At 61.4% G+C, this 15,919-nt stretch carries 19 protein-coding genes and 1 tRNA gene; 10 read left to right on the top strand and 10 right to left on the bottom strand.

What is annotated here, in order from left to right; genetic code table 11:
- Window positions 1-36 precede the first annotated feature (36 nt).
- Window positions 37-195 carry a hypothetical protein gene (locus G6N68_RS30185; protein WP_205351370.1) on the bottom strand — a complete coding sequence of 53 codons (159 nt, stop codon included), beginning with the start codon at window positions 193-195 and terminating at the stop codon, window positions 37-39.
- A 209-nt stretch (window positions 196-404) separates the two neighbouring features.
- On the opposite strand from G6N68_RS30185, the gene G6N68_RS17930 reads away from it, so the two are divergent.
- The 3 genes from G6N68_RS17930 to G6N68_RS17920 all read left to right on the top strand — a co-directional run bounded on the left by G6N68_RS17930 (window position 405) and on the right by G6N68_RS17920 (window position 2,854).
- Window positions 405-917 (top strand): nitroreductase family deazaflavin-dependent oxidoreductase, encoded by a 513-nt coding sequence (locus G6N68_RS17930; RefSeq protein ID WP_240355523.1) that lies wholly within the window; start codon window positions 405-407, stop codon window positions 915-917.
- A 75-nt stretch (window positions 918-992) separates the two neighbouring features.
- A tRNA-Ile gene (locus G6N68_RS17925) sits at window positions 993-1,066 on the top strand.
- Between the two features lie 540 nt (window positions 1,067-1,606).
- A complete protein-coding gene (locus G6N68_RS17920) occupies window positions 1,607-2,854 on the top strand; it encodes an IS256 family transposase (protein ID WP_163715019.1) in 1,248 nt (415 codons plus the stop codon).
- 184 nt (window positions 2,855-3,038) lie between these two features.
- Here G6N68_RS17920 and G6N68_RS17915 read toward each other — a convergent pair.
- Window positions 3,039-4,176, bottom strand: a protein-coding gene (locus tag G6N68_RS17915) for an IS3 family transposase (RefSeq protein ID WP_163715016.1) whose coding sequence is annotated in 2 segments (ribosomal slippage) — window positions 3,039-3,900 and window positions 3,899-4,176 — 1,140 coding nt in all. Because the reading frame shifts where the segments join, the coding sequence is not laid out codon by codon here.
- Between G6N68_RS17915 and G6N68_RS32130 the strand changes: the two genes are divergently transcribed.
- Complete coding sequence (locus tag G6N68_RS32130; RefSeq protein WP_371871614.1) at window positions 4,066-4,683, top strand: restriction endonuclease; 618 nt, start codon at window positions 4,066-4,068, stop codon at window positions 4,681-4,683. The two genes, G6N68_RS17915 and G6N68_RS32130, sit on opposite strands and share 111 nt — an antisense overlap.
- Here G6N68_RS32130 and G6N68_RS17905 read toward each other — a convergent pair.
- The 3 genes from G6N68_RS17905 to G6N68_RS17895 all read right to left on the bottom strand — a co-directional run bounded on the left by G6N68_RS17905 (window position 4,671) and on the right by G6N68_RS17895 (window position 7,315).
- A protein-coding gene (locus G6N68_RS17905; RefSeq protein WP_163715010.1) for an IS3 family transposase occupies window positions 4,671-5,833 on the bottom strand; the annotation gives its coding sequence in 2 pieces (ribosomal slippage) (window positions 4,671-5,546 and window positions 5,549-5,833; 1,161 coding nt in all). The genes G6N68_RS32130 and G6N68_RS17905 overlap by 13 nt on opposite strands.
- Window positions 5,834-6,293: 460 nt before the next feature.
- A complete protein-coding gene (locus G6N68_RS17900) occupies window positions 6,294-7,046 on the bottom strand; it encodes a hypothetical protein (RefSeq protein WP_163715007.1) in 753 nt (250 codons plus the stop codon).
- Between the two features lie 11 nt (window positions 7,047-7,057).
- Window positions 7,058-7,315 carry a YlcI/YnfO family protein gene (locus G6N68_RS17895; protein WP_163715004.1) on the bottom strand — a complete coding sequence of 86 codons (258 nt, stop codon included), beginning with the start codon at window positions 7,313-7,315 and terminating at the stop codon, window positions 7,058-7,060.
- Window positions 7,316-8,089: 774 nt separating this feature from the next.
- Here G6N68_RS17895 and G6N68_RS17890 point away from each other — a divergent pair.
- Window positions 8,090-9,139: a restriction endonuclease gene (locus G6N68_RS17890; RefSeq protein WP_163715001.1), complete on the top strand. Its 1,050-nt coding sequence runs from the start codon at window positions 8,090-8,092 to the stop codon at window positions 9,137-9,139.
- A 234-nt stretch (window positions 9,140-9,373) separates the two neighbouring features.
- On the opposite strand, the gene G6N68_RS17885 is transcribed toward G6N68_RS17890, so the two are convergent.
- The gene (locus G6N68_RS17885) at window positions 9,374-9,583 is read right to left on the bottom strand and encodes an antitoxin MazE family protein (protein ID WP_163714998.1); all 210 of its coding nucleotides are present in this window, start codon (window positions 9,581-9,583) and stop codon (window positions 9,374-9,376) included.
- A 330-nt stretch (window positions 9,584-9,913) separates the two neighbouring features.
- Complete coding sequence (locus G6N68_RS17880; protein ID WP_163714997.1) at window positions 9,914-10,924, bottom strand: nitrilase-related carbon-nitrogen hydrolase; 1,011 nt, start codon at window positions 10,922-10,924, stop codon at window positions 9,914-9,916.
- 170 nt (window positions 10,925-11,094) lie between these two features.
- Here G6N68_RS17880 and G6N68_RS31535 point away from each other — a divergent pair, with 170 nt between their 5' ends.
- The 3 genes from G6N68_RS31535 to G6N68_RS17870 are packed head-to-tail and all read left to right on the top strand — an operon-like array spanning window position 11,095 to window position 12,363.
- Window positions 11,095-11,217 carry a hypothetical protein gene (locus G6N68_RS31535; protein ID WP_263992043.1) on the top strand — a complete coding sequence of 41 codons (123 nt, stop codon included), beginning with the start codon at window positions 11,095-11,097 and terminating at the stop codon, window positions 11,215-11,217.
- Window positions 11,218-11,219: 2 nt separating this feature from the next.
- On the top strand, window positions 11,220-11,816 hold the full coding sequence (locus G6N68_RS17875) for an NAD-dependent epimerase/dehydratase family protein (protein WP_240355522.1): 597 nt from the start codon (window positions 11,220-11,222) through the stop codon (window positions 11,814-11,816).
- Between the two features lie 4 nt (window positions 11,817-11,820).
- Window positions 11,821-12,363: an LOG family protein gene (locus G6N68_RS17870; RefSeq protein WP_163718764.1), complete on the top strand. Its 543-nt coding sequence runs from the start codon at window positions 11,821-11,823 to the stop codon at window positions 12,361-12,363.
- A 74-nt stretch (window positions 12,364-12,437) separates the two neighbouring features.
- On the opposite strand, the gene G6N68_RS17865 is transcribed toward G6N68_RS17870, so the two are convergent.
- Window positions 12,438-13,049: a TetR/AcrR family transcriptional regulator gene (locus G6N68_RS17865; protein ID WP_163714992.1), complete on the bottom strand. Its 612-nt coding sequence runs from the start codon at window positions 13,047-13,049 to the stop codon at window positions 12,438-12,440.
- A gap of 102 nt (window positions 13,050-13,151) precedes the next feature.
- On the opposite strand from G6N68_RS17865, the gene G6N68_RS17860 reads away from it, so the two are divergent.
- Together G6N68_RS17860 and G6N68_RS17855 are read left to right on the top strand one after the other, a co-directional pair.
- Window positions 13,152-14,384, top strand: a complete 1,233-nt coding sequence (locus G6N68_RS17860) for an aromatic ring-hydroxylating oxygenase subunit alpha (protein WP_163714990.1) — start codon at window positions 13,152-13,154, stop codon at window positions 14,382-14,384.
- Between the two features lies 1 nt (window position 14,385).
- Complete coding sequence (locus G6N68_RS17855; protein WP_163714987.1) at window positions 14,386-15,183, top strand: nuclear transport factor 2 family protein; 798 nt, start codon at window positions 14,386-14,388, stop codon at window positions 15,181-15,183.
- A gap of 72 nt (window positions 15,184-15,255) precedes the next feature.
- Here the strand turns inward: G6N68_RS17855 and G6N68_RS17850 are convergent, their stop codons facing one another.
- Window positions 15,256-15,456: a ferredoxin gene (locus tag G6N68_RS17850; RefSeq protein WP_163714983.1), complete on the bottom strand. Its 201-nt coding sequence runs from the start codon at window positions 15,454-15,456 to the stop codon at window positions 15,256-15,258.
- A gap of 5 nt (window positions 15,457-15,461) precedes the next feature.
- A complete protein-coding gene (locus G6N68_RS30900; protein ID WP_240355521.1) occupies window positions 15,462-15,839 on the bottom strand; it encodes a TetR family transcriptional regulator in 378 nt (125 codons plus the stop codon).
- Window positions 15,840-15,919 lie beyond the last annotated feature (80 nt).

Below are 15,919 nucleotides of genomic sequence, written 5' to 3'. Positions count from 1 at the left end.
TTTCGGATGTGAGCGGCTCTGGTGGTGCCGCCGGGGTCAGCTCTGTTCCTCGTCCCAACCCCACTCGTCGTCGTCGAGGACATCGACGGTGACGTCGTTGTCGGCGGCCCCTTTCGTCCCGTAGAGGAAAGTCAGCAGAGTGCGGTCGTCGTCAAGGGGTTCTGTCGCTACGACGGTGGCGTGCCCGATCTTCATGCGGATCCTGTCTCCGGGCTTCAATTCGTCAATTCGTTTAAGTGGCACGCTCGCCCATCAACCCCGCTGTCATGTGTCTGATAATTCGCCCGGCCGCGGCGTCTTTGCAACTACGACACGTCCGGGGGGTCAGTGGCTTAGGTCGCTTCATTCGCTACCGATCCTGATTCGTGGCTATAGAAGCGCGCCTCGGTGGGTACGGTCTAGCTGTGTCTTTTCGGCGGGAGAGTCGGATTCGCGGTCGACGGTTGAGGTTCGACGAGGCTGTGGTCGAGCGCGTCGCGATGTCAAAACTCGGCTATCAGGTTGCGGTCCACCTGGCGCCGCGGGTCGATAAGTTCGTGATCCCACGGACCCACGGCAGGTTGAGTTTCATGGGGGTCGACAAAGTCGGTCTCGTGACGTCGACCGGCGCCAAGTCCGGACAGCCCAGGACGCACCCGCTGACCTTGATCGACGACGGCAACGGGCTGCTGGCGATCGGGTCCAACTACGGCCGGCCGCAACATCCGGCGTGGAGCGCCAACCTGCTCAAGAATCCGGAGTGCACGATCGAATTCCGGGGTCCGCCACGGCGATACCGAGCGGAGCTGCTTACTGGTGACGAGCGGGCTGCGGCTTGGGCTACGGCAGTCGACTTCTATCCCGGCTATGACGCCTACCGGCAGAGCTGTGCGCCGCGGGAGATCAGGGTCTTTCGGCTGCGGCCGATCGAGGACTGACGGCGTTCGGGTCGTGCCACCGGATCGCTGCGGGCCGGTGGTGCCGCGCTAGTCTCATGGTCGTATTACGCGCCGGGGGCGGTAGCTCAGTTGGTTAGAGCCGCGGACTCATAATCCGTTGGTCGCGGGTTCGAGCCCCGCCCGCCCCACTAAGTGTTGATGCAGGTAGATAGGAATTCGACGTTAGCTAGCGCAAGAACCGACCGGCCAAAACGGTTCAAATTTACGCAAGTCTTACGCAATCAAGTGGCACAATGGACAGTACAAAACCGCGTCAGCAAACCCGTGCCACACCGCCCCCGCGATGACTACTACCTCGTCTCGCGAGACGGCGTAGTGCACCGGCAGAGATGCCCTCAGATGCGGCTGAAGGCCACGCTTGCCCCTCTTGCCGCCCTTCTAGCGCGTGGCCCCCGTGATACCGCTTTGGACCGGTCACCAGTCGCCTATCTGGCTACTAGTAGCCGGTTTGTTCTCTATAGAAGTGGAGATCCCGTCCCGTTGCTAGCGTGCTTGTATGACCCTCATCTCAAGCACAGTCCCGAATGATTGGGAAGACTTGGAAGTTGAGTCCCGCATAGTGGTGTAGCGCGGTTGCTGGGTTCGTCATCGTGTCGGTGATGGACGTAAAGCGGCCACCGCGTGATCCTTCGAGTCAACCTTCCACAGAATCCTCGAGGAGCATCACGATGACCGCACCCCATATTGTCGACCCTGCAGGCCTTCTTGGCGAGGCCCTCTCCGAAGCCTCGCCAGATCTGATGCGCTCGCTGCTGCAGACGGTCATCAACGCCCTGCTGTCGGCGGATGCTGATGCCGTGGTGGGCGCTGAATGGGGCCAGCCCACACCGGGGCGCCGTGCCCAGCGCAACGGGTATCGCCACCGCGGCCTCGATACCCGGGTGGGCAGCATCGATGTTGCAGTCCCGAAGTTGCGCAAGGGAACCTACTTTCCCGAGTGGCTGCTCGAACGCCGTAAGCGGGCCGAATCCGCGCTGATCACCGTGGTCGCCGACTGCTACCTGGCCGGGGTGAGCACGCGGCGGATGGACAAGCTGGTCAAAACCCTGGGCATCGACTCGCTGAGCAAATCGCAGGTCAGCCGCATGGCCACCGACCTCGACGAGCACGTCGAGCAGTTCCGCCACCGCCCACTCGATTCTGCTGGCCCGTTCACCTTCGTCGCCGCGGATGCGTTGACGATGAAGGTGCGCGAAGGCGGGCGGGTGGTCAACGGGGTCGTGCTGCTGGCCACCGGCGTCAACGGCGACGGACACCGCGAAGTCCTGGGCATGCGGGTGGTCACCAGCGAGACCGGCCCGGCCTGGAACGAGTTCTTCGCCGACCTGGTCGCCCGCGGGTTGGCCGGTGTTCGCCTGGTCACCAGCGACGCCCACGCCGGCCTACGCGAAGCGATCGCAGCCAACCTGCCCGGAGCGGCCTGGCAGCGCTGCCGCACCCACTACGCGGCCAACCTGATGAGCATCTGCCCCAAGAGCATGTGGCCGGCAGTCAAAGCGATGCTGCACAGCGTTTATGACCAACCTGACGCGCCCGCGGTGGCCGCGCAGTTCGACCGGCTCATCGACTATGTCACCGACAAACTCCCCGCCGTGGCCGAACACCTCAGTGCTGCACGCGAAGACATCCTGGCCTTCACTGCATTTCCCAAGGACGTCTGGACCCAGATCTGGTCCAACAACCCCGCAGAACGGCTCAACAAAGAGATCCGCCGCCGGACCGACGCCGTCGGGATCTTCCCCAACCGCGACGCCATCGTCCGCCTCGTCGGCGCCGTGCTGGCCGAACAGAACGACGAATGGGCCGAAGGCCGCCGCTACCTCGGCCTCGACGTCCTCGCCCGATGCCGCCTGACCACCATCACCAACGACAACCCCGAAATAGGAGCCGACGACATGCCCGCACTGACCGCCTAACCCACCGGATCACGCAGCACTACACCACTTCCCGGGACTTGACCGACTTGGAAGATTTGGTTGCGAGCATCTTGCGGGAGTGTGAAATGACTGTGCAGCAGCGTAAACGGTTGCAATTGCTGCGCGGTCATTACGACGCCGATGTAGTGGCCACGTGAGGGGGACCCGTTTGATGGTCCAGTCGCTATGCGGCTTGCGGTTGGTGGGTCGTGGTCCACTGTAGGGCGAACTCGGCTGGGGTGAGCCCATTGTGGGCGGAGTGAGGCCGGTTGGCGTTGTAGTCGATTCTCCAATCTTCGATGATGATTTGGGCTTCTTGCAGGGAGTCGAAGCGCCAGGAGTTGAGTAGCTCGTCGCGCAGTCGGCCGTTGAATGACTCGATCCAGGCGTTCTGCCAGGGGGATCCGGGATCGATGAATAGCGAGCCGGTGCCGTTGAAGCGGCACCAGTCGTTGACAGCATGGGCGATGAACTCGGGTCCGTTGTCGAACCGCACGTAGGCCGGTGCCCCATGCATCAGGGCCAGACGGTCAAGGACGTCGACCACGCCGTCGGCGTTGATGGCCCGGTCGACTTCGATCGCCAGGGCTTCGCGGGTGAACTCATCGATTACGTTGAGCATCTTCAACGTTCGTCCGTCGGCGGTGGTGTCGAACTGAAAGTCCATCGCCCAGATCGCATTCGGGCGGATCGGGCACATCGCCCCGACCTGCGCACCGATGCCGGTCAAGCGTTTCTTCCTGCGGCGCTGCGGAACCCGCAGGCCTTCCTCGCGCCACAGGCGGCGGATGCGCTTGTTGTTGACCTTCCAGCCAGCTCGCCGTGCCGCGATCGCAGCACGGCGCCATCCCCAGCGGGGCCGCTGGGTGGAGAACGCGCGTAGCCAGGCCCGCAATTGGGCCTCCTCATCGCTGATCGGTGGTGGTTGTAGACGCATGGTGGAACGGTGGATGCCGACCACCGCGCACGCCCGCCGTTCGGAGACCCCGAACCGCTCGCGCAGCATCGCCGCGGCGCTGCGCTTGCGGTTCGGGGTCAGAAGTTTCCGACGAGATCTCCTTGAGCATGTCGATGTCAAGGGCCTGGTTGGCGACCAGCTTCTTGAGCCTGGCGTTCTCGGCCTCAAGTTCCTTGAGGCGTTTGGCGTCGCTGGCCTTCATCCCGCCGTACTGGGCGACCCAGCGATGCCAGGTCGACTCGGTGATCTCGAGGTGGCGACACACTTCGCTGAGTTGCTGCCCGGTTCCAAGGAGCTTGTTGCCCTCGGCGAGCTTGCGGATGATCTGATCCGGCGTGTGCCGCCGGCGCTTGTTCGTTGCCATGTCGTCGTCGATTCTTCCTGCCCGAACACTCGGGCATCAGAGTCCCACAACGACTGGACCACTACGACGGGCTCACCTCACACGGAGATTGTCGAGGGGATCCCGCACAGCATCATCTGTGAGTGCAAATTCTGGAAAACTAATATTCCAGCCGAGAAAGTCCGAGCCTTCCGAGTCGCAGTAGAGGAGACCGGCGCGAATCGGGGTTACATCGTCTCGCAAAAGGGCTTTCAAACCGGCGCGATAGCGGCAGCACGAGCTACGAATGTCGAACTTGTTACATACGAACAGTTTCAAGAACTCTACTTTGAGAAGTGGTTCGCGAGGCGGATTTGGACCCTCGAGAGCACGATTGCGAATTTCAACGTGTATTACGAGCCGGGTCCTTCCGGACGCTGTGGATACGATTTGCTCAAAAGTGATGATGAGCGCGCGGCCTACGACGAAGTTTGGAATAAATACGGGTCTGCTGCACGATCAGGTGACAGGTTCGGTCACGCGGCCTGACTGGCCCGTGGGGTCATAATCGCTTCGAATTCGATCGGGGTCAACCGCCCGAGACGGGCTTGGCGCCGGCGGCGATGGTAGGTCCGTTCGATCCAGATGACGATCGCGATCCGCAACTCTTCTCGAGTGCGCCAGCGGCGGCGATCGAGCACGTTCTTCTGCAGCAGAGCGAAGAAGCTCTCCATGGCCGCATTGTCGCCGGCCGCACCGACGCGGCCCATCGATCCGACCATCTCGTGATGGTTCAGTGCATGTACGAATCGCCTTGACCTGAATTGAGATCCGCGATCCGAATGCAGAATGCAACCGGCCACGTCACCGCGGCGAGCCACCGCACTGCTGAGCGCTGTGGTGGCCAGCCGGGACTTCATCCGAGAGTCGATCGAGTACCCGACGATGCGGTTGGAGAACACGTCCTTGATCGCGCATAGGTAGAGCTTGCCTTCGTCGGTGCGGTGCTCGGTGATGTCACTGAGCCACAACTGATTTGGGGCATCAGCGGTGAAGTCACGCTCAACGAGGTCATCGTGCACCGGTGGCCCGACTTTGCCGTTCTTGCCCCGCTTTTTCCCGAACACGCTCCACAGCCGATTCTGCGAGCAGATCCGCCAGGCGGTGCGCTCGGCCATCGATTCGCCGGCATCGCGGGCCTCCTCGACGAGATAGCGGTACCCGAACTCGGGGTCGTCTTTGTGCGCGTCGAACAGGGCGTTGGTGCGGTGGGCCTCGATGCGTTCGGCATCGGTGATGGGATTGGCCAGCCAGCGGTAATACGGTTGGCGGGCGAGCTTGAGTACCCGACACGTCACCGCGACGGGGATCCCGTCAGCGGCGAGCTCACTTACGAGCGGGTAGAGCCTTTTCCCGGCAGGTTGGCCTGCGACAGATATGCCGTGGCCCGGCGCAGCACCTCATTCTCTTGCTCGAGCAGTTTGATCCGACGCCGCGCTTCCCGCAGCTCTGCGGACTCGGTGGTGCTCTTGCCGGGGGTGGCGCCCTCGTCGATGTCGGCCTGGCGCATCCACTTGTGCAACGTCACCGGGTGGACCCCGAAATCGGTGGCGATCTGCTCGATGGTCACACCGTCATCGCGGTTGTGAGCGACCCGCACAACGTCGTCGCGGAACTCGCGGGGGTAAGGCCTTGCCATGGGGACATCCTTCCAGCCCGCCCACGCTGGGCAAGCCAACTCAGATGTCACCTATTCGTGCAGCAGACCCTACTTGTTTGCTGGCGTGTTGCTCATGGCGTATTCACCGTATCTACGCATGCTGCCTGGAAAGCAACCGTTACCGGCGCTGCCTTATGACCTGCCCAAAGTAAACCCGCCAGCGCTTGCAGCTAGCGGAGATCTGATAGTTCCTGAAGAGGTAAAAGAGGCAACCGGCTATCGTGAACTCCTTGATCTACTGGAACGGTATGCGCAGGAGGGACTTTCCGCCCTGCGAGCGGTCAACCCGCGGTGGAATACCGCAGGCGGGGATGGGCAGATAGAGGAATTAGACCAACCTATGCCCCGGTCTCTTCCTGACAGTTACTGATTTCATTCTAACGGGTGCCGCGCGACTATTTGACGTCTGAACCGGCGCTGTGCGTGCCAGCGTTTCGACTTAGTCGATGTCGGATAACAGCTGCTCACGAGTAGTCGTAGGTAGCATTGTTGACCAAACAACTTCTCCGGTACTGGGCTGGATGCCAAGCTCCACAGAGGGCTCTATGAACCAATCCTCATGTGCAACCCCAGGAACCGAGTCCAGAATTACCGCGATTACCTTCGGGTCGTAGACTCCTCCGGTACCTACAGTCAAATAGACCTCATCGCCATCACTTACCCGCGCTTCGATGTAGTGGTTCACCGCTGTGGCGGCCGCCGGCTTGCCTGTCTCTAAGCTTGTCTTGATCAGTCTCCGAACTGTGGAGCTAACAACATCAACCCACCTATTTGCGAGTTCCGCTGAAAGCCGCTTGTAGTCCCAATCAGTAGGAAGCAGTCCGTCGCTAGTAGCTGGAAGCTGAGCGTAGAAGTCCTCGTTTGGAGAGTCCTTCTTCCGATAGCCGGCCGCTATGATCCACCAACGCCCAATCCGTCCTAACTCAATGAAACCAGTTGGTAGGTCGACAGCGGCGAGCCTAGTGACGGCGGCTCGCACATTACTGGATTTGTACTTGAAGACCACCCGGTCTCTTATTTTGCGAATTGGCTCAGCGCCGCCGCTCTCAAAGTACTGGGGCAGCTTTTGCATCTCGCGTACGTGCGGATCGTCCACATCGTGTAATGGGGTCTCAATCGGCGGCACACCGATGTTGAGGTCAGCTAACGCCTTACGGGTGGGGCGAACGATTTCGCCGTCAGACGTGGGCACGGCCGACGACTCTATCGGGAGAAGCCGCCCAAATCATCCAAATCTGCGGACGAAAACCCAGTTAGAGCGGATACGGCAGCGCTCTTCGAACCGTCGAGGCGGGATAGTGCATCTTTCACGCCGATCTGAATCTCGGCGCGGTGATTGTCGATGTACTCGCGGACAGCTGCATCCACAATGTACTTCTTGGGCCGCCCAAGGAAATGCGCAGCTTGCGTGACGAGCTCGTCAGTCTCAGCATCAACTTTGATTGGGGCTACAGCGGCCACGATTACACCTCCCTGTCATCGGACCTCGGTACCTGGGTACCAAGGTACCACTGTGTCAACAGATGGTCGGCTGAACTATTCCCCTGTGGCACCCTAGGTCGCGGTCACATCTCGCCGCAGCAAACCGGCGTGTTGACCCGCTTGCCCGGCCCGGTAGGCTCGTCCCCTTGGTTCTTAGTGCGAGGCGCTGTGACGAGCCTACCGGGCCGGGCAAGCGGGTCGTGCTTCTTCACCCATTTTAGCAGGTCAGGGGATCTTCTAAGGTGGTTGTGCTTCCAGAGGGAGCAAAACCCGCATCTCTCCGGCGAAGTAATCTGGCACTCGCGTAGAGCCACCATCCAGGGGCATCTCTGCGTACTTCGGCTTCGGCACGGCGGGCGGCCAAAGCGCGGCCGCGCGACCCCCCAGCAATGTGTCGCGGGTGCCCGCCAAGCTGACGCGCTTCTTGCTTTGAAGACAGAATTAAGGCACAGCGGCTGTACGCCTTGTCGTGGCGGCGGTCGAAGCTGACCTCGGTTGCCATTGCGCCCGGGGGGTGTCACGCATCGAGCGCGCGAAAAACCACACAGGCCGGTGCCCGTTTCTGGGCCAGCCCCGACGTGACCGTTCGTTGGCGCGAAACGGCATCTCCGGACCCGCTTTCGAGGCAGTCGCGCCACAGTCAAACTAGTCAATTGGGCGTGAACCCCGGCTACGCTCCAATGTTTGCATTGCCCGTAAATCGCCCACGAATACCGGCATTTTGGCGGTGTTGCGACGCACGCCCTCGTGGTCGTGTCAGTAGACATCCGTACGCTGGAACTCAATTTGAAGTGTCGCGTTCAGGAGGTGACCGTGCCAAAACGGTCTAACGAGTTCCAGCGCTTGATCGCGCTGCTCACGATGCTCAAAGCAGAGGGCGCTGAGGTGAATGAATCCGTCGAGCTTGAGACTCTCGACACGGGGCGGAAGCGCGAGGTCGACGTTGTTGCGGTAGGGACGGTGGCGGGTCATATCGCAGTCGTGGGAATCGAAGCACGGGATTGGAAGCGAAAGCAGGACGTGCAATGGGTCGAGCAGGCGAAGACCAAGTTCGATCGACTCGGCGCCAACGTCAAGATTCTTGTGTCGTCGTCGGGGTTCACGGCGGACGCGTTAGACACGGCGAAGATGTACGGCATCAAGACGATCACGCCTGGTGAGGTCACACCCGAGTTTGTTGGGAAAGTCGTCAACAGGGCGGACCACGCCGAATACTGGCATTGGATCACCCTTGTGAAGAAGGCTGAGGTAGTCATCACGCGTGATGGCGCAACTCAACAGCAAGAGCTGCCGGGGAACGTTCCCGTCCTATATGCGGACGGCTCAGAATCCTCATTGCTCGAGGAACTTGTAAATCACATCGTGAAACAGCACACGCGGAATCACGAGCAGTGGGAGGAGGGCTTCCGAGAAGCGGACGCCCTGTACGGGGGCAAGGCGAAGTACATCGCGACTGGCGACGCGCCGGCCCCGAGATCTAAGGGTCAGAAGGTGTACGTCAAAGGGCTTTCGCATGCGACGGGCGAGGAAGAACTGTTCGAGATCGCCAATGTGATAGTTACTTTCGAGGCCGTGAGGACCGTGGCCGACGTGCCCCTCACTCACGGTGAGTATGACGGCACTTTTTACTCGACGGGTTTAGCCCCTCTGGGGGACGACGCCACCGTGCAGCTGGTGTACACCGAGTCACCCGATGGCGACTTTGACCTAGCTGGCCGCCTAGACGGCTCCATCGACACCTTGTGGCCACGCTCCATGCCATGCGGTTCAGGCCCGTCATCTCCCGATGCCGTATCGAGATGACGACCGCAGCCACCGAGCCCACCAGCTTCCGGCACGGTGACGGTGGTGGTCACCGCGCCGTCGGAGACGGTCAGGCTTCCGCGTGAAACAGCTGCGCTCAATCTGCCGTGAGAGGTAGTCGACCGGCTTGCCCCGACCCAGCACACTTGGGTCTGGGAGAACATCCGCCACTCTTAGCGGCTCGATATTTGCGCGCAACATGCGCTCACCGCCGCAGTAAGCCGCGCCGCCCGCCTAGGCCTCGTCCCAATCGACGGCAATCGCGTTGACAAAGGCTTGATCTTCGGCCTCACGTTCGCCGGCGGCGACCGAGGCCGACTGCCGGTGCGCTTCCCGGTGAAATTCGTGCGCGGTGACGTCTGGGACCCAGATCTGCACCGGCCGCATACCTTGTTGCCGCAGCCGCTCGCGATGCTGGTGGCCGCGATCACGCGCGGGAGTCATGTCCTCACGTTACGTTTCCCGCACCGGCGCACGCACCATAACTTCATATCCACGGCGCTAAGCCCGTTCCAGTTGCCGTTTATTCACCCAGAATGAGTCGGAATCGACCGGATTGGGCACCGCTCGTCCGTACCCGTCGAGCGCCGAACGGCGTTGCCCTGCAGGAGTTGTCGGGTACAGAACGGCGGCGTCAAGATTGGCCATTTGAGAATCCGTTGGTCGCGGGTTCGAGCCCCGCCCGCCCCACCGTATCTCGCCTGGTCAGGGCCTTGTGGAACTGCCCGCGTGCAACCGAGAAGCCCGATTTACCGGCCAGCGAGCGTACTGCCCCTAGCCAACTCGCGCCGTACCGCTTGCTATCTGGTGGACGTGGATATCGTCGGCCTCGGTTTTCGTGTCGGCGTGGTGGGGCTCGACTCGCTCGTGGACGTGAGCAGCCGGTGTGCGGTCGATCAACAGACTGAGCAGTTCGGGCCTGCTGTAGTGGCCTATGGCGTCCATCTTGGACTTACGCTGGTCGATCAAGGAGAAGTCGAGATCGGCGATCACAACGCCCTCGCCGGAACGCAAAGGCGTGGCTAGCAACTCGCCAAGAGGTGACACGATCGCGGTGAAGCTGCCCCCCGATATCGGGCCGATCGGCGCCCCGGTGTCGGCCATGATCTGCGCTTGCTGATCGGCATCCAGCCAGCCGGTGGAGTTGACAACGAAACTGCCTGATTCGAGTGCGTGATTGCGGACGCTCAACTCGGTCTGCTCCGCGAAAAGCGGACCGCCGAACGAGCCCGGCCACATCGCTGCGTGAATCTGCTCACCGTCAGCGATGACGGCATAGCGTGCCAGCGGGTAGTAATGCTCCCAGCACGCCAACTGGCCGATCCGCCCAACGGCACTGTCGACGGCCGCAAGGCCGGAGGCATCCCCCTGCCCCCACACCATCCGTTCGTGGAAGGTGGGCAGTATCTTTCGACGGCGCTGGATGAGGGTGCCATCGGCATCGAAGAGGAGCTGCGTGTTGTAGAGCGTGCCGCCATCGCGTTCATTCACACCGATGGACACCACGATTCCCGCTTGCCTGGCCGCATCGGCGATGGCGTCGACTGTGGGCGACGGTATGGTCACGGCCTGATCGATCAGCCTCAGTTGCTCAGCGGCCAGCTCGAAAGGTCTTTGGACAAAGGAGAAGTAGGGATAGTACGGCACGATCGTCTCGGGGAAGACAGCGAATCGTACGTCCTGGCGCCCGAGTTCGGCGATCTTGTCGACAACCTTCTGAGTGGTGCCATCACGGCTGTATAGCACCGGGCTCATCTGTACTGCAGCCGCTCTTACCGTCGTCATTTCCTTCACCCTTCACGCACAGGTGCTCGACTAGAACAAGGCGACGGGAAGGCAATCCATTCCTGAGTATTGTAGACTGTACTCAGCATCACAAAGGCGTCGTTGGCACCGCTGTGAGGCCGCACAAAAGGAGAACCACTATGCAAATCGACCGGACTACTGTCAGTCCCATGGCCTTCACCGCTGCGGCGGTCGCGGTAGCACGGTCGGCGGCGCCCGCGCCCATTGCGCCATCGACGATCCGCGAGGTCTATCCGCACGGATTTGTGCCGTATCTGCTCGAAAGGCGCTGATGTTGACCTCACGCCGCATCTTTTTCGCCGGCGCCTCCGGGGTCATCGGCCAGCGACTGGTGCCGTTGCTGCGGGACGCCGGTCACACCGTCGGTGCGATGACGCGCTCGCCGGAGAAGGCCGGCCGGTTGGCCGCCACCGGTGCGCAACCGATCGTCTGTGATGTATTCGACCGTCAGGCGCTCACAGCCGCCGTTCAGGCGTTCGCGCCCGACCTCATACTTCACGAGCTGACAGATCTTCCCGACGATCTGAAAGACTTACCCGAGGATTCGAAAGTCAATGCGCGAATACGCGTCGAAGGCACCCGTAATCTGATCGAGGCATCAAAAGGCTTGGGCTACATCAAGATCGTGGCCCAGAGCGTTGCATGGACCATGCAACCCGGCGCGGAAGCCGCCGCTGTCGCAGCACTCGAAGAAGCGGTGCTCGCCGTGGACGGTGTCGTCATCCGGTACGGCTTCCTCTACGGTCCTGGCACCTACTTCGAACAGTCGCGTCCCAACGCACCACGCGTGCACATCGATACGGCCGCCTCTCGGACTCTCGAAGCGATCGACGCACCTCCGGGCATCGTGACCGTCGTTGACAGCGAATGACCGGATGAACATCTGCGTCTTCCTGTCCGCCGCCGACCTCGCCGAGCGCTACACGCGGCCCGCCCGAGAATTCGCCGAGCTCATCGGCAGTGGCGGACACGGTTTGGTGTGGGGTGGATCCGACACTGGTCTGATGAAGGTCGTCGCCGACGGCGTTCGGGAGACCGGCGGGCGGCTCGTCGGCATCTCGGTCGAGTTGCTGCGGGAGTTCGCGAGGAAGGACGCCGACGAGATGGTGTTCGCAAAGGACCTCGCCGAGCGCAAAGCGTTGCTGCTCGAGCGCGCGGACGCGATCGTCGTGATGGCAGGCGGCCTCGGCACGCTCGACGAGGCGACGGACGTCCTGGAGCAGAGGAAGCACAAGCTGCACGACAAGCCGGTCGTACTGCTGAACACGGCCGGGTTTTACGACGGCTTGACGATTCAGCTGCAGCGAATGGACGAGGAACGTTTCCTTCCGGTGCCCATCAACGATCTGGTGTTCATCGCCGACGACGGTGCCGAAGCCCTCGCCTACTTGGAAGGTCTGATCCGCGAAGCTAATTGAACGTTCTCGGGCGTCGCGCTAAGCGCTGTCGGCCGGTTGCAAACGTGCGCTGTTCCTTACCCGACGGGGGCGCGTTACTCATCGTCCGACAAGCCCGGAACAAGTGCATCGATGAGGCGCTCGACGCGCTCGGCCACCGCGTCGCGTGGTGTCCGGATCGACGGCACGTCGTCGAAATGACAAAGTCCCAAGAGCAACAGGAAAACGACTTTTGTGGTGGCTTTGGGGTTTGGGTCAGTGCCGGAGAGCATCCCGACGAACTGGCCGGCATACTCTTGGTGCCACTGCGCAATCAGCGCCGCTAGACGCGCGTCGCGTCTGCTGGCGAGATGCAACTCGGCGATGAGCCGTCGGTTCTGTCTCATCTCGGGCCGCAGATAGGCCATCGCGATGGCTTGGAGTGGACGTTCCCCACGACCGGTCCGCAACGCGACGGTGGTGATCTGGTCCAAGGCGCGTACCGCGGCGGCGTACAGCAACTCCTCTCGGCTGTGAAAGTGGTTGTACACAGCCGAAGGTGACACGCGTGCCCGCTCGGCGATCAGCGGCAGTGTGGTGCCATCGAATCCCCGTTCAACGCACACCGACGTCGCGGCCTCGAGCAACCGCTGAGCAGTTGCCCGGCCGTCGGACTTCGGCGGCCGCCCACGTGGGCGAGGCGCTAGGGCCTTCTGGTCTTTTGGCATCCACCCATTCTGACTGAGATGCGACAAGACGCTTGTAAAATGAATGGTTATTCATAAAACTGTGGTGCAGGCGCGGCACGGAAGCGAAACGAGGCAAGACGCATGGGTATCAGTACCCAACTGATGGACGACGTGAAGGAGTGCGCTCGAGCCGAGGCAGAAAGACGGACCTACCCGCCGCAGTTCCCGGCACTCCCGCCGGTTCCCGGCGGGCGGTATTTCGATCCCGCCTTCGCCAAACTTGAGGCTGACAGGGTCTTCTCCCGCTCGTGGTTGTTCGTCGCCCATGCCGACCAGCTTCGCAACATAGGCGACTACGTCCTGCTCGACCAGCTCGACAAGCCGATAATGCTGATTCGCGGCGCGGATAACGCTGTTCGCGCTTTCTGCAACACTTGTCGACATCGGGGGGCTGCGCTCGTCGAAGAGCCGCAGGGTAATGTTGGCCGCCGCCTGACGTGTCCATTCCACGCATGGACGTACTCGCTGGACGGAAAGCTTGTCGGCTACCCGGAAGCGATGAACTTTTCTGACCTCGACCGTGAGAGCCACGGCCTGGCCGAAATACGTTGCGAGTCATGGGGGCCGCTGATATTCATCAACCTTGACGTGAAAGCGCGGCCATTGGCCGCCTTCCTCGGTTCGGTCGGTGAGGATCTCAGCGACTTCGCAGAACTTGACGGCCGTCTGCACCTGGTGGACCGCACGGTGCGGGAGGTTGGCGTCAACTGGAAGCTTCCCGTGGACGCCAACCTAGAGAGCTACCACGTCAATTACGTGCACCGGACTTCGGCGGCACGGACGCTTCAACAGTCAGGGACGGGCATACAGCTGCTGCCGAACGGTCATTCGCGGATGCTCGTCCTCTATCGCGACACCATTGACGGCAAAGCGCTGTCGCCTTTCCCGTGCGTGTTCCCCAACCTCGGCGATCTGCCATATTGCGGAACATTCTCGTATCACGTGTTCCCCAATTTGAGCATCGTGTTCGCGGGCACCGGACTTGTCTTTCTGATCACCAACTGGCCAACCGGTCCCTCGACGTCGGTGTACAACGTGCACTGGTGCTCATCCCTGGCCGTCGATCAAGAGGAAAACCGGAAGCTCAGCGACAAGGTGATCGCGGCGCTGTCACAGGTGCTGTTTGAGGACCTGGACGTCCTTCCCGGCGAGCAACGTTCGCTCAACGCAGGCACCCTCGAGTCGTTGCGCCTCGGTTACCAGGAACGGCGCATCTACTACCTCCACGAAGCGATCGACCGAGCCATTGGATTCGAGCAGGTTCCCGAAACACTCCGAGTGCCACAGCTACTCGCGTCATTTGTGCAGGAGTGACATGCATCCATTCGTCGCACTGATGCGGAAATACTGCATTGATTACACAAATTCGCATGATCAAGACCTTTACGACGAGATCATGGAGCCGGACTACGTCGTACACATCAACGGTATGTCCCTGGTCCGGTCAACCACCTACGCTCAGGCTGTACGTCGAATCTTCAAGGCAGCACCAGGTTTAGCACTTTCCGTTCACGAGTTCGTGTTGAACGGCGATCGACTGTGCATGCACTTCAGCGAGCACGCAGGCATGCCGGTTGGAGGAGGGCGCGCACTTGCTTGTTGGCGTGGCATCGGCTTGTACAAGTGGAACGGCAGGCGGCTGACGGAGAACTACGTCGAACAAGACTATTTCGCAATGCAAGCCCAAATGACGAGTGGTCATCCTCATCCGCTGGTCCCACCGCACATCGATCCCTGGACATCGACGGAGCCGGTGCCGGCTGATCACGATGCTGAAGTAACCGTGCGAAGTTGGCTGGAGAGGTCCGACCTTGCCGCCGCCCCCGTGCACGAGATCGATGACGCGCGCACCGGTGCTACCTATGAAGCGGTGCTCGAGCCGCACGAGGTCGTTGTCAACGATCTCTTTTCGGCGGGCGCCGATGTTCCATTCCACGTCACGATGCGAGGCCCCTACCGGGGCGGCCTGGGTGCAGGCACAGAAAAGTACATTGGCAAGCCTGCTGCCCTGCACATCGCTGGGATTGCTCGTGTCGACGACGGCGCCGTTGCAGCCGTCAAGGCAGTGACATCGCGGTCGCAAACCCTGGCCGAGCTCACCAACGGGGCGTGAGCGGGATACGAATTGTTGACGAGGATTCTCGGCGTGGCCGAGAGTTCCTTCTTGGAATTGCTCCCTTGGTCTTCACGGCGACTCCTCGACGATATGTATGGCGCGCTCGGGACAGTTCGCGATCGCCTTGTGCGCCCGGTCTTCCCATCCTGGGGGAACATTTTCCACGGTGACGAAGGCGTACCCTTCGTCGTCGATGTCGAACAATTCGGGATGCGTTGCGTAGCAACGGCTGTGGCCCTGGCACATTTCCCTGTCGACATGAAGTTTCACGTTGTCTAGTCCAATCCGCCTGGTCTGGTTCCGATGACTCCTTGGTCGGTGGGCACTGCGATGGGTGCGGCGTCGAGGCCGAGTAGATCGCCGAGGATGCTCGCGTTGTGTTGCCCCCATGTCGGCGCTGCTGATCGATACCACTTGTCGACGCTGCCGTACCTAAAGGGAATCGCCAGCACATGGTGACGTCCGACGACGGGATGGTCGGGCTTGCGAAAAAGCCTCGTACGGCCAACGGCCGAACAGTCGGCACGACCGGCGATCTCTTTCATCGCCGCCGCCGCGTATCCCGCTTCGGCAAAGACCTGGGCAGCCGCTTCAAGGAGGGCTCGTTGTTTGTCGTCCTTGTCGCAAACTCGCCGCCGCGCGCCTGTTGTCATCATGAATACCTTAGCGAGCGCTCCTCGAATGAGGGGAGGCTCGCGCGCGTACTGTCCTGGACCTGGGTAGTTGTCGAGTG

Source organism: Mycobacterium bourgelatii (genome assembly GCF_010723575.1).
Lineage (GTDB): Bacteria > Actinomycetota > Actinomycetes > Mycobacteriales > Mycobacteriaceae > Mycobacterium > Mycobacterium bourgelatii.
This window is presented reverse-complemented; position numbering and strand designations above follow the sequence as displayed.

What these genes read in the sequence shown, in the direction of transcription:
- G6N68_RS17870 (WP_163718764.1), top strand. Translation starts at nt 11,821, where the DNA reads ATGAACATCTGCGTCTTCCTGTCCGCCGCCGACCTCGCCGAGCGCTAC.
- G6N68_RS17880 (WP_163714997.1), bottom strand. Translation starts at nt 10,924, where the DNA reads ATGACGACGGTAAGAGCGGCTGCAGTACAGATGAGCCCGGTGCTATAC.
- G6N68_RS30185 (WP_205351370.1), bottom strand. Translation starts at nt 195, where the DNA reads ATGAAGATCGGGCACGCCACCGTCGTAGCGACAGAACCCCTTGACGAC.
- G6N68_RS17865 (WP_163714992.1), bottom strand. Translation starts at nt 13,049, where the DNA reads ATGCCAAAAGACCAGAAGGCCCTAGCGCCTCGCCCACGTGGGCGGCCG.
- G6N68_RS17860 (WP_163714990.1), top strand. Translation starts at nt 13,152, where the DNA reads ATGGGTATCAGTACCCAACTGATGGACGACGTGAAGGAGTGCGCTCGA.
- G6N68_RS17885 (WP_163714998.1), bottom strand. Translation starts at nt 9,583, where the DNA reads ATGACTCCCGCGCGTGATCGCGGCCACCAGCATCGCGAGCGGCTGCGG.
- G6N68_RS31535 (WP_263992043.1), top strand. Translation starts at nt 11,095, where the DNA reads ATGGCCTTCACCGCTGCGGCGGTCGCGGTAGCACGGTCGGCGGCGCCC.
- G6N68_RS17855 (WP_163714987.1), top strand. Translation starts at nt 14,386, where the DNA reads ATGCATCCATTCGTCGCACTGATGCGGAAATACTGCATTGATTACACA.
- G6N68_RS30900 (WP_240355521.1), bottom strand. Translation starts at nt 15,839, where the DNA reads ATGACAACAGGCGCGCGGCGGCGAGTTTGCGACAAGGACGACAAACAA.
- G6N68_RS17920 (WP_163715019.1), top strand. Translation starts at nt 1,607, where the DNA reads ATGACCGCACCCCATATTGTCGACCCTGCAGGCCTTCTTGGCGAGGCC.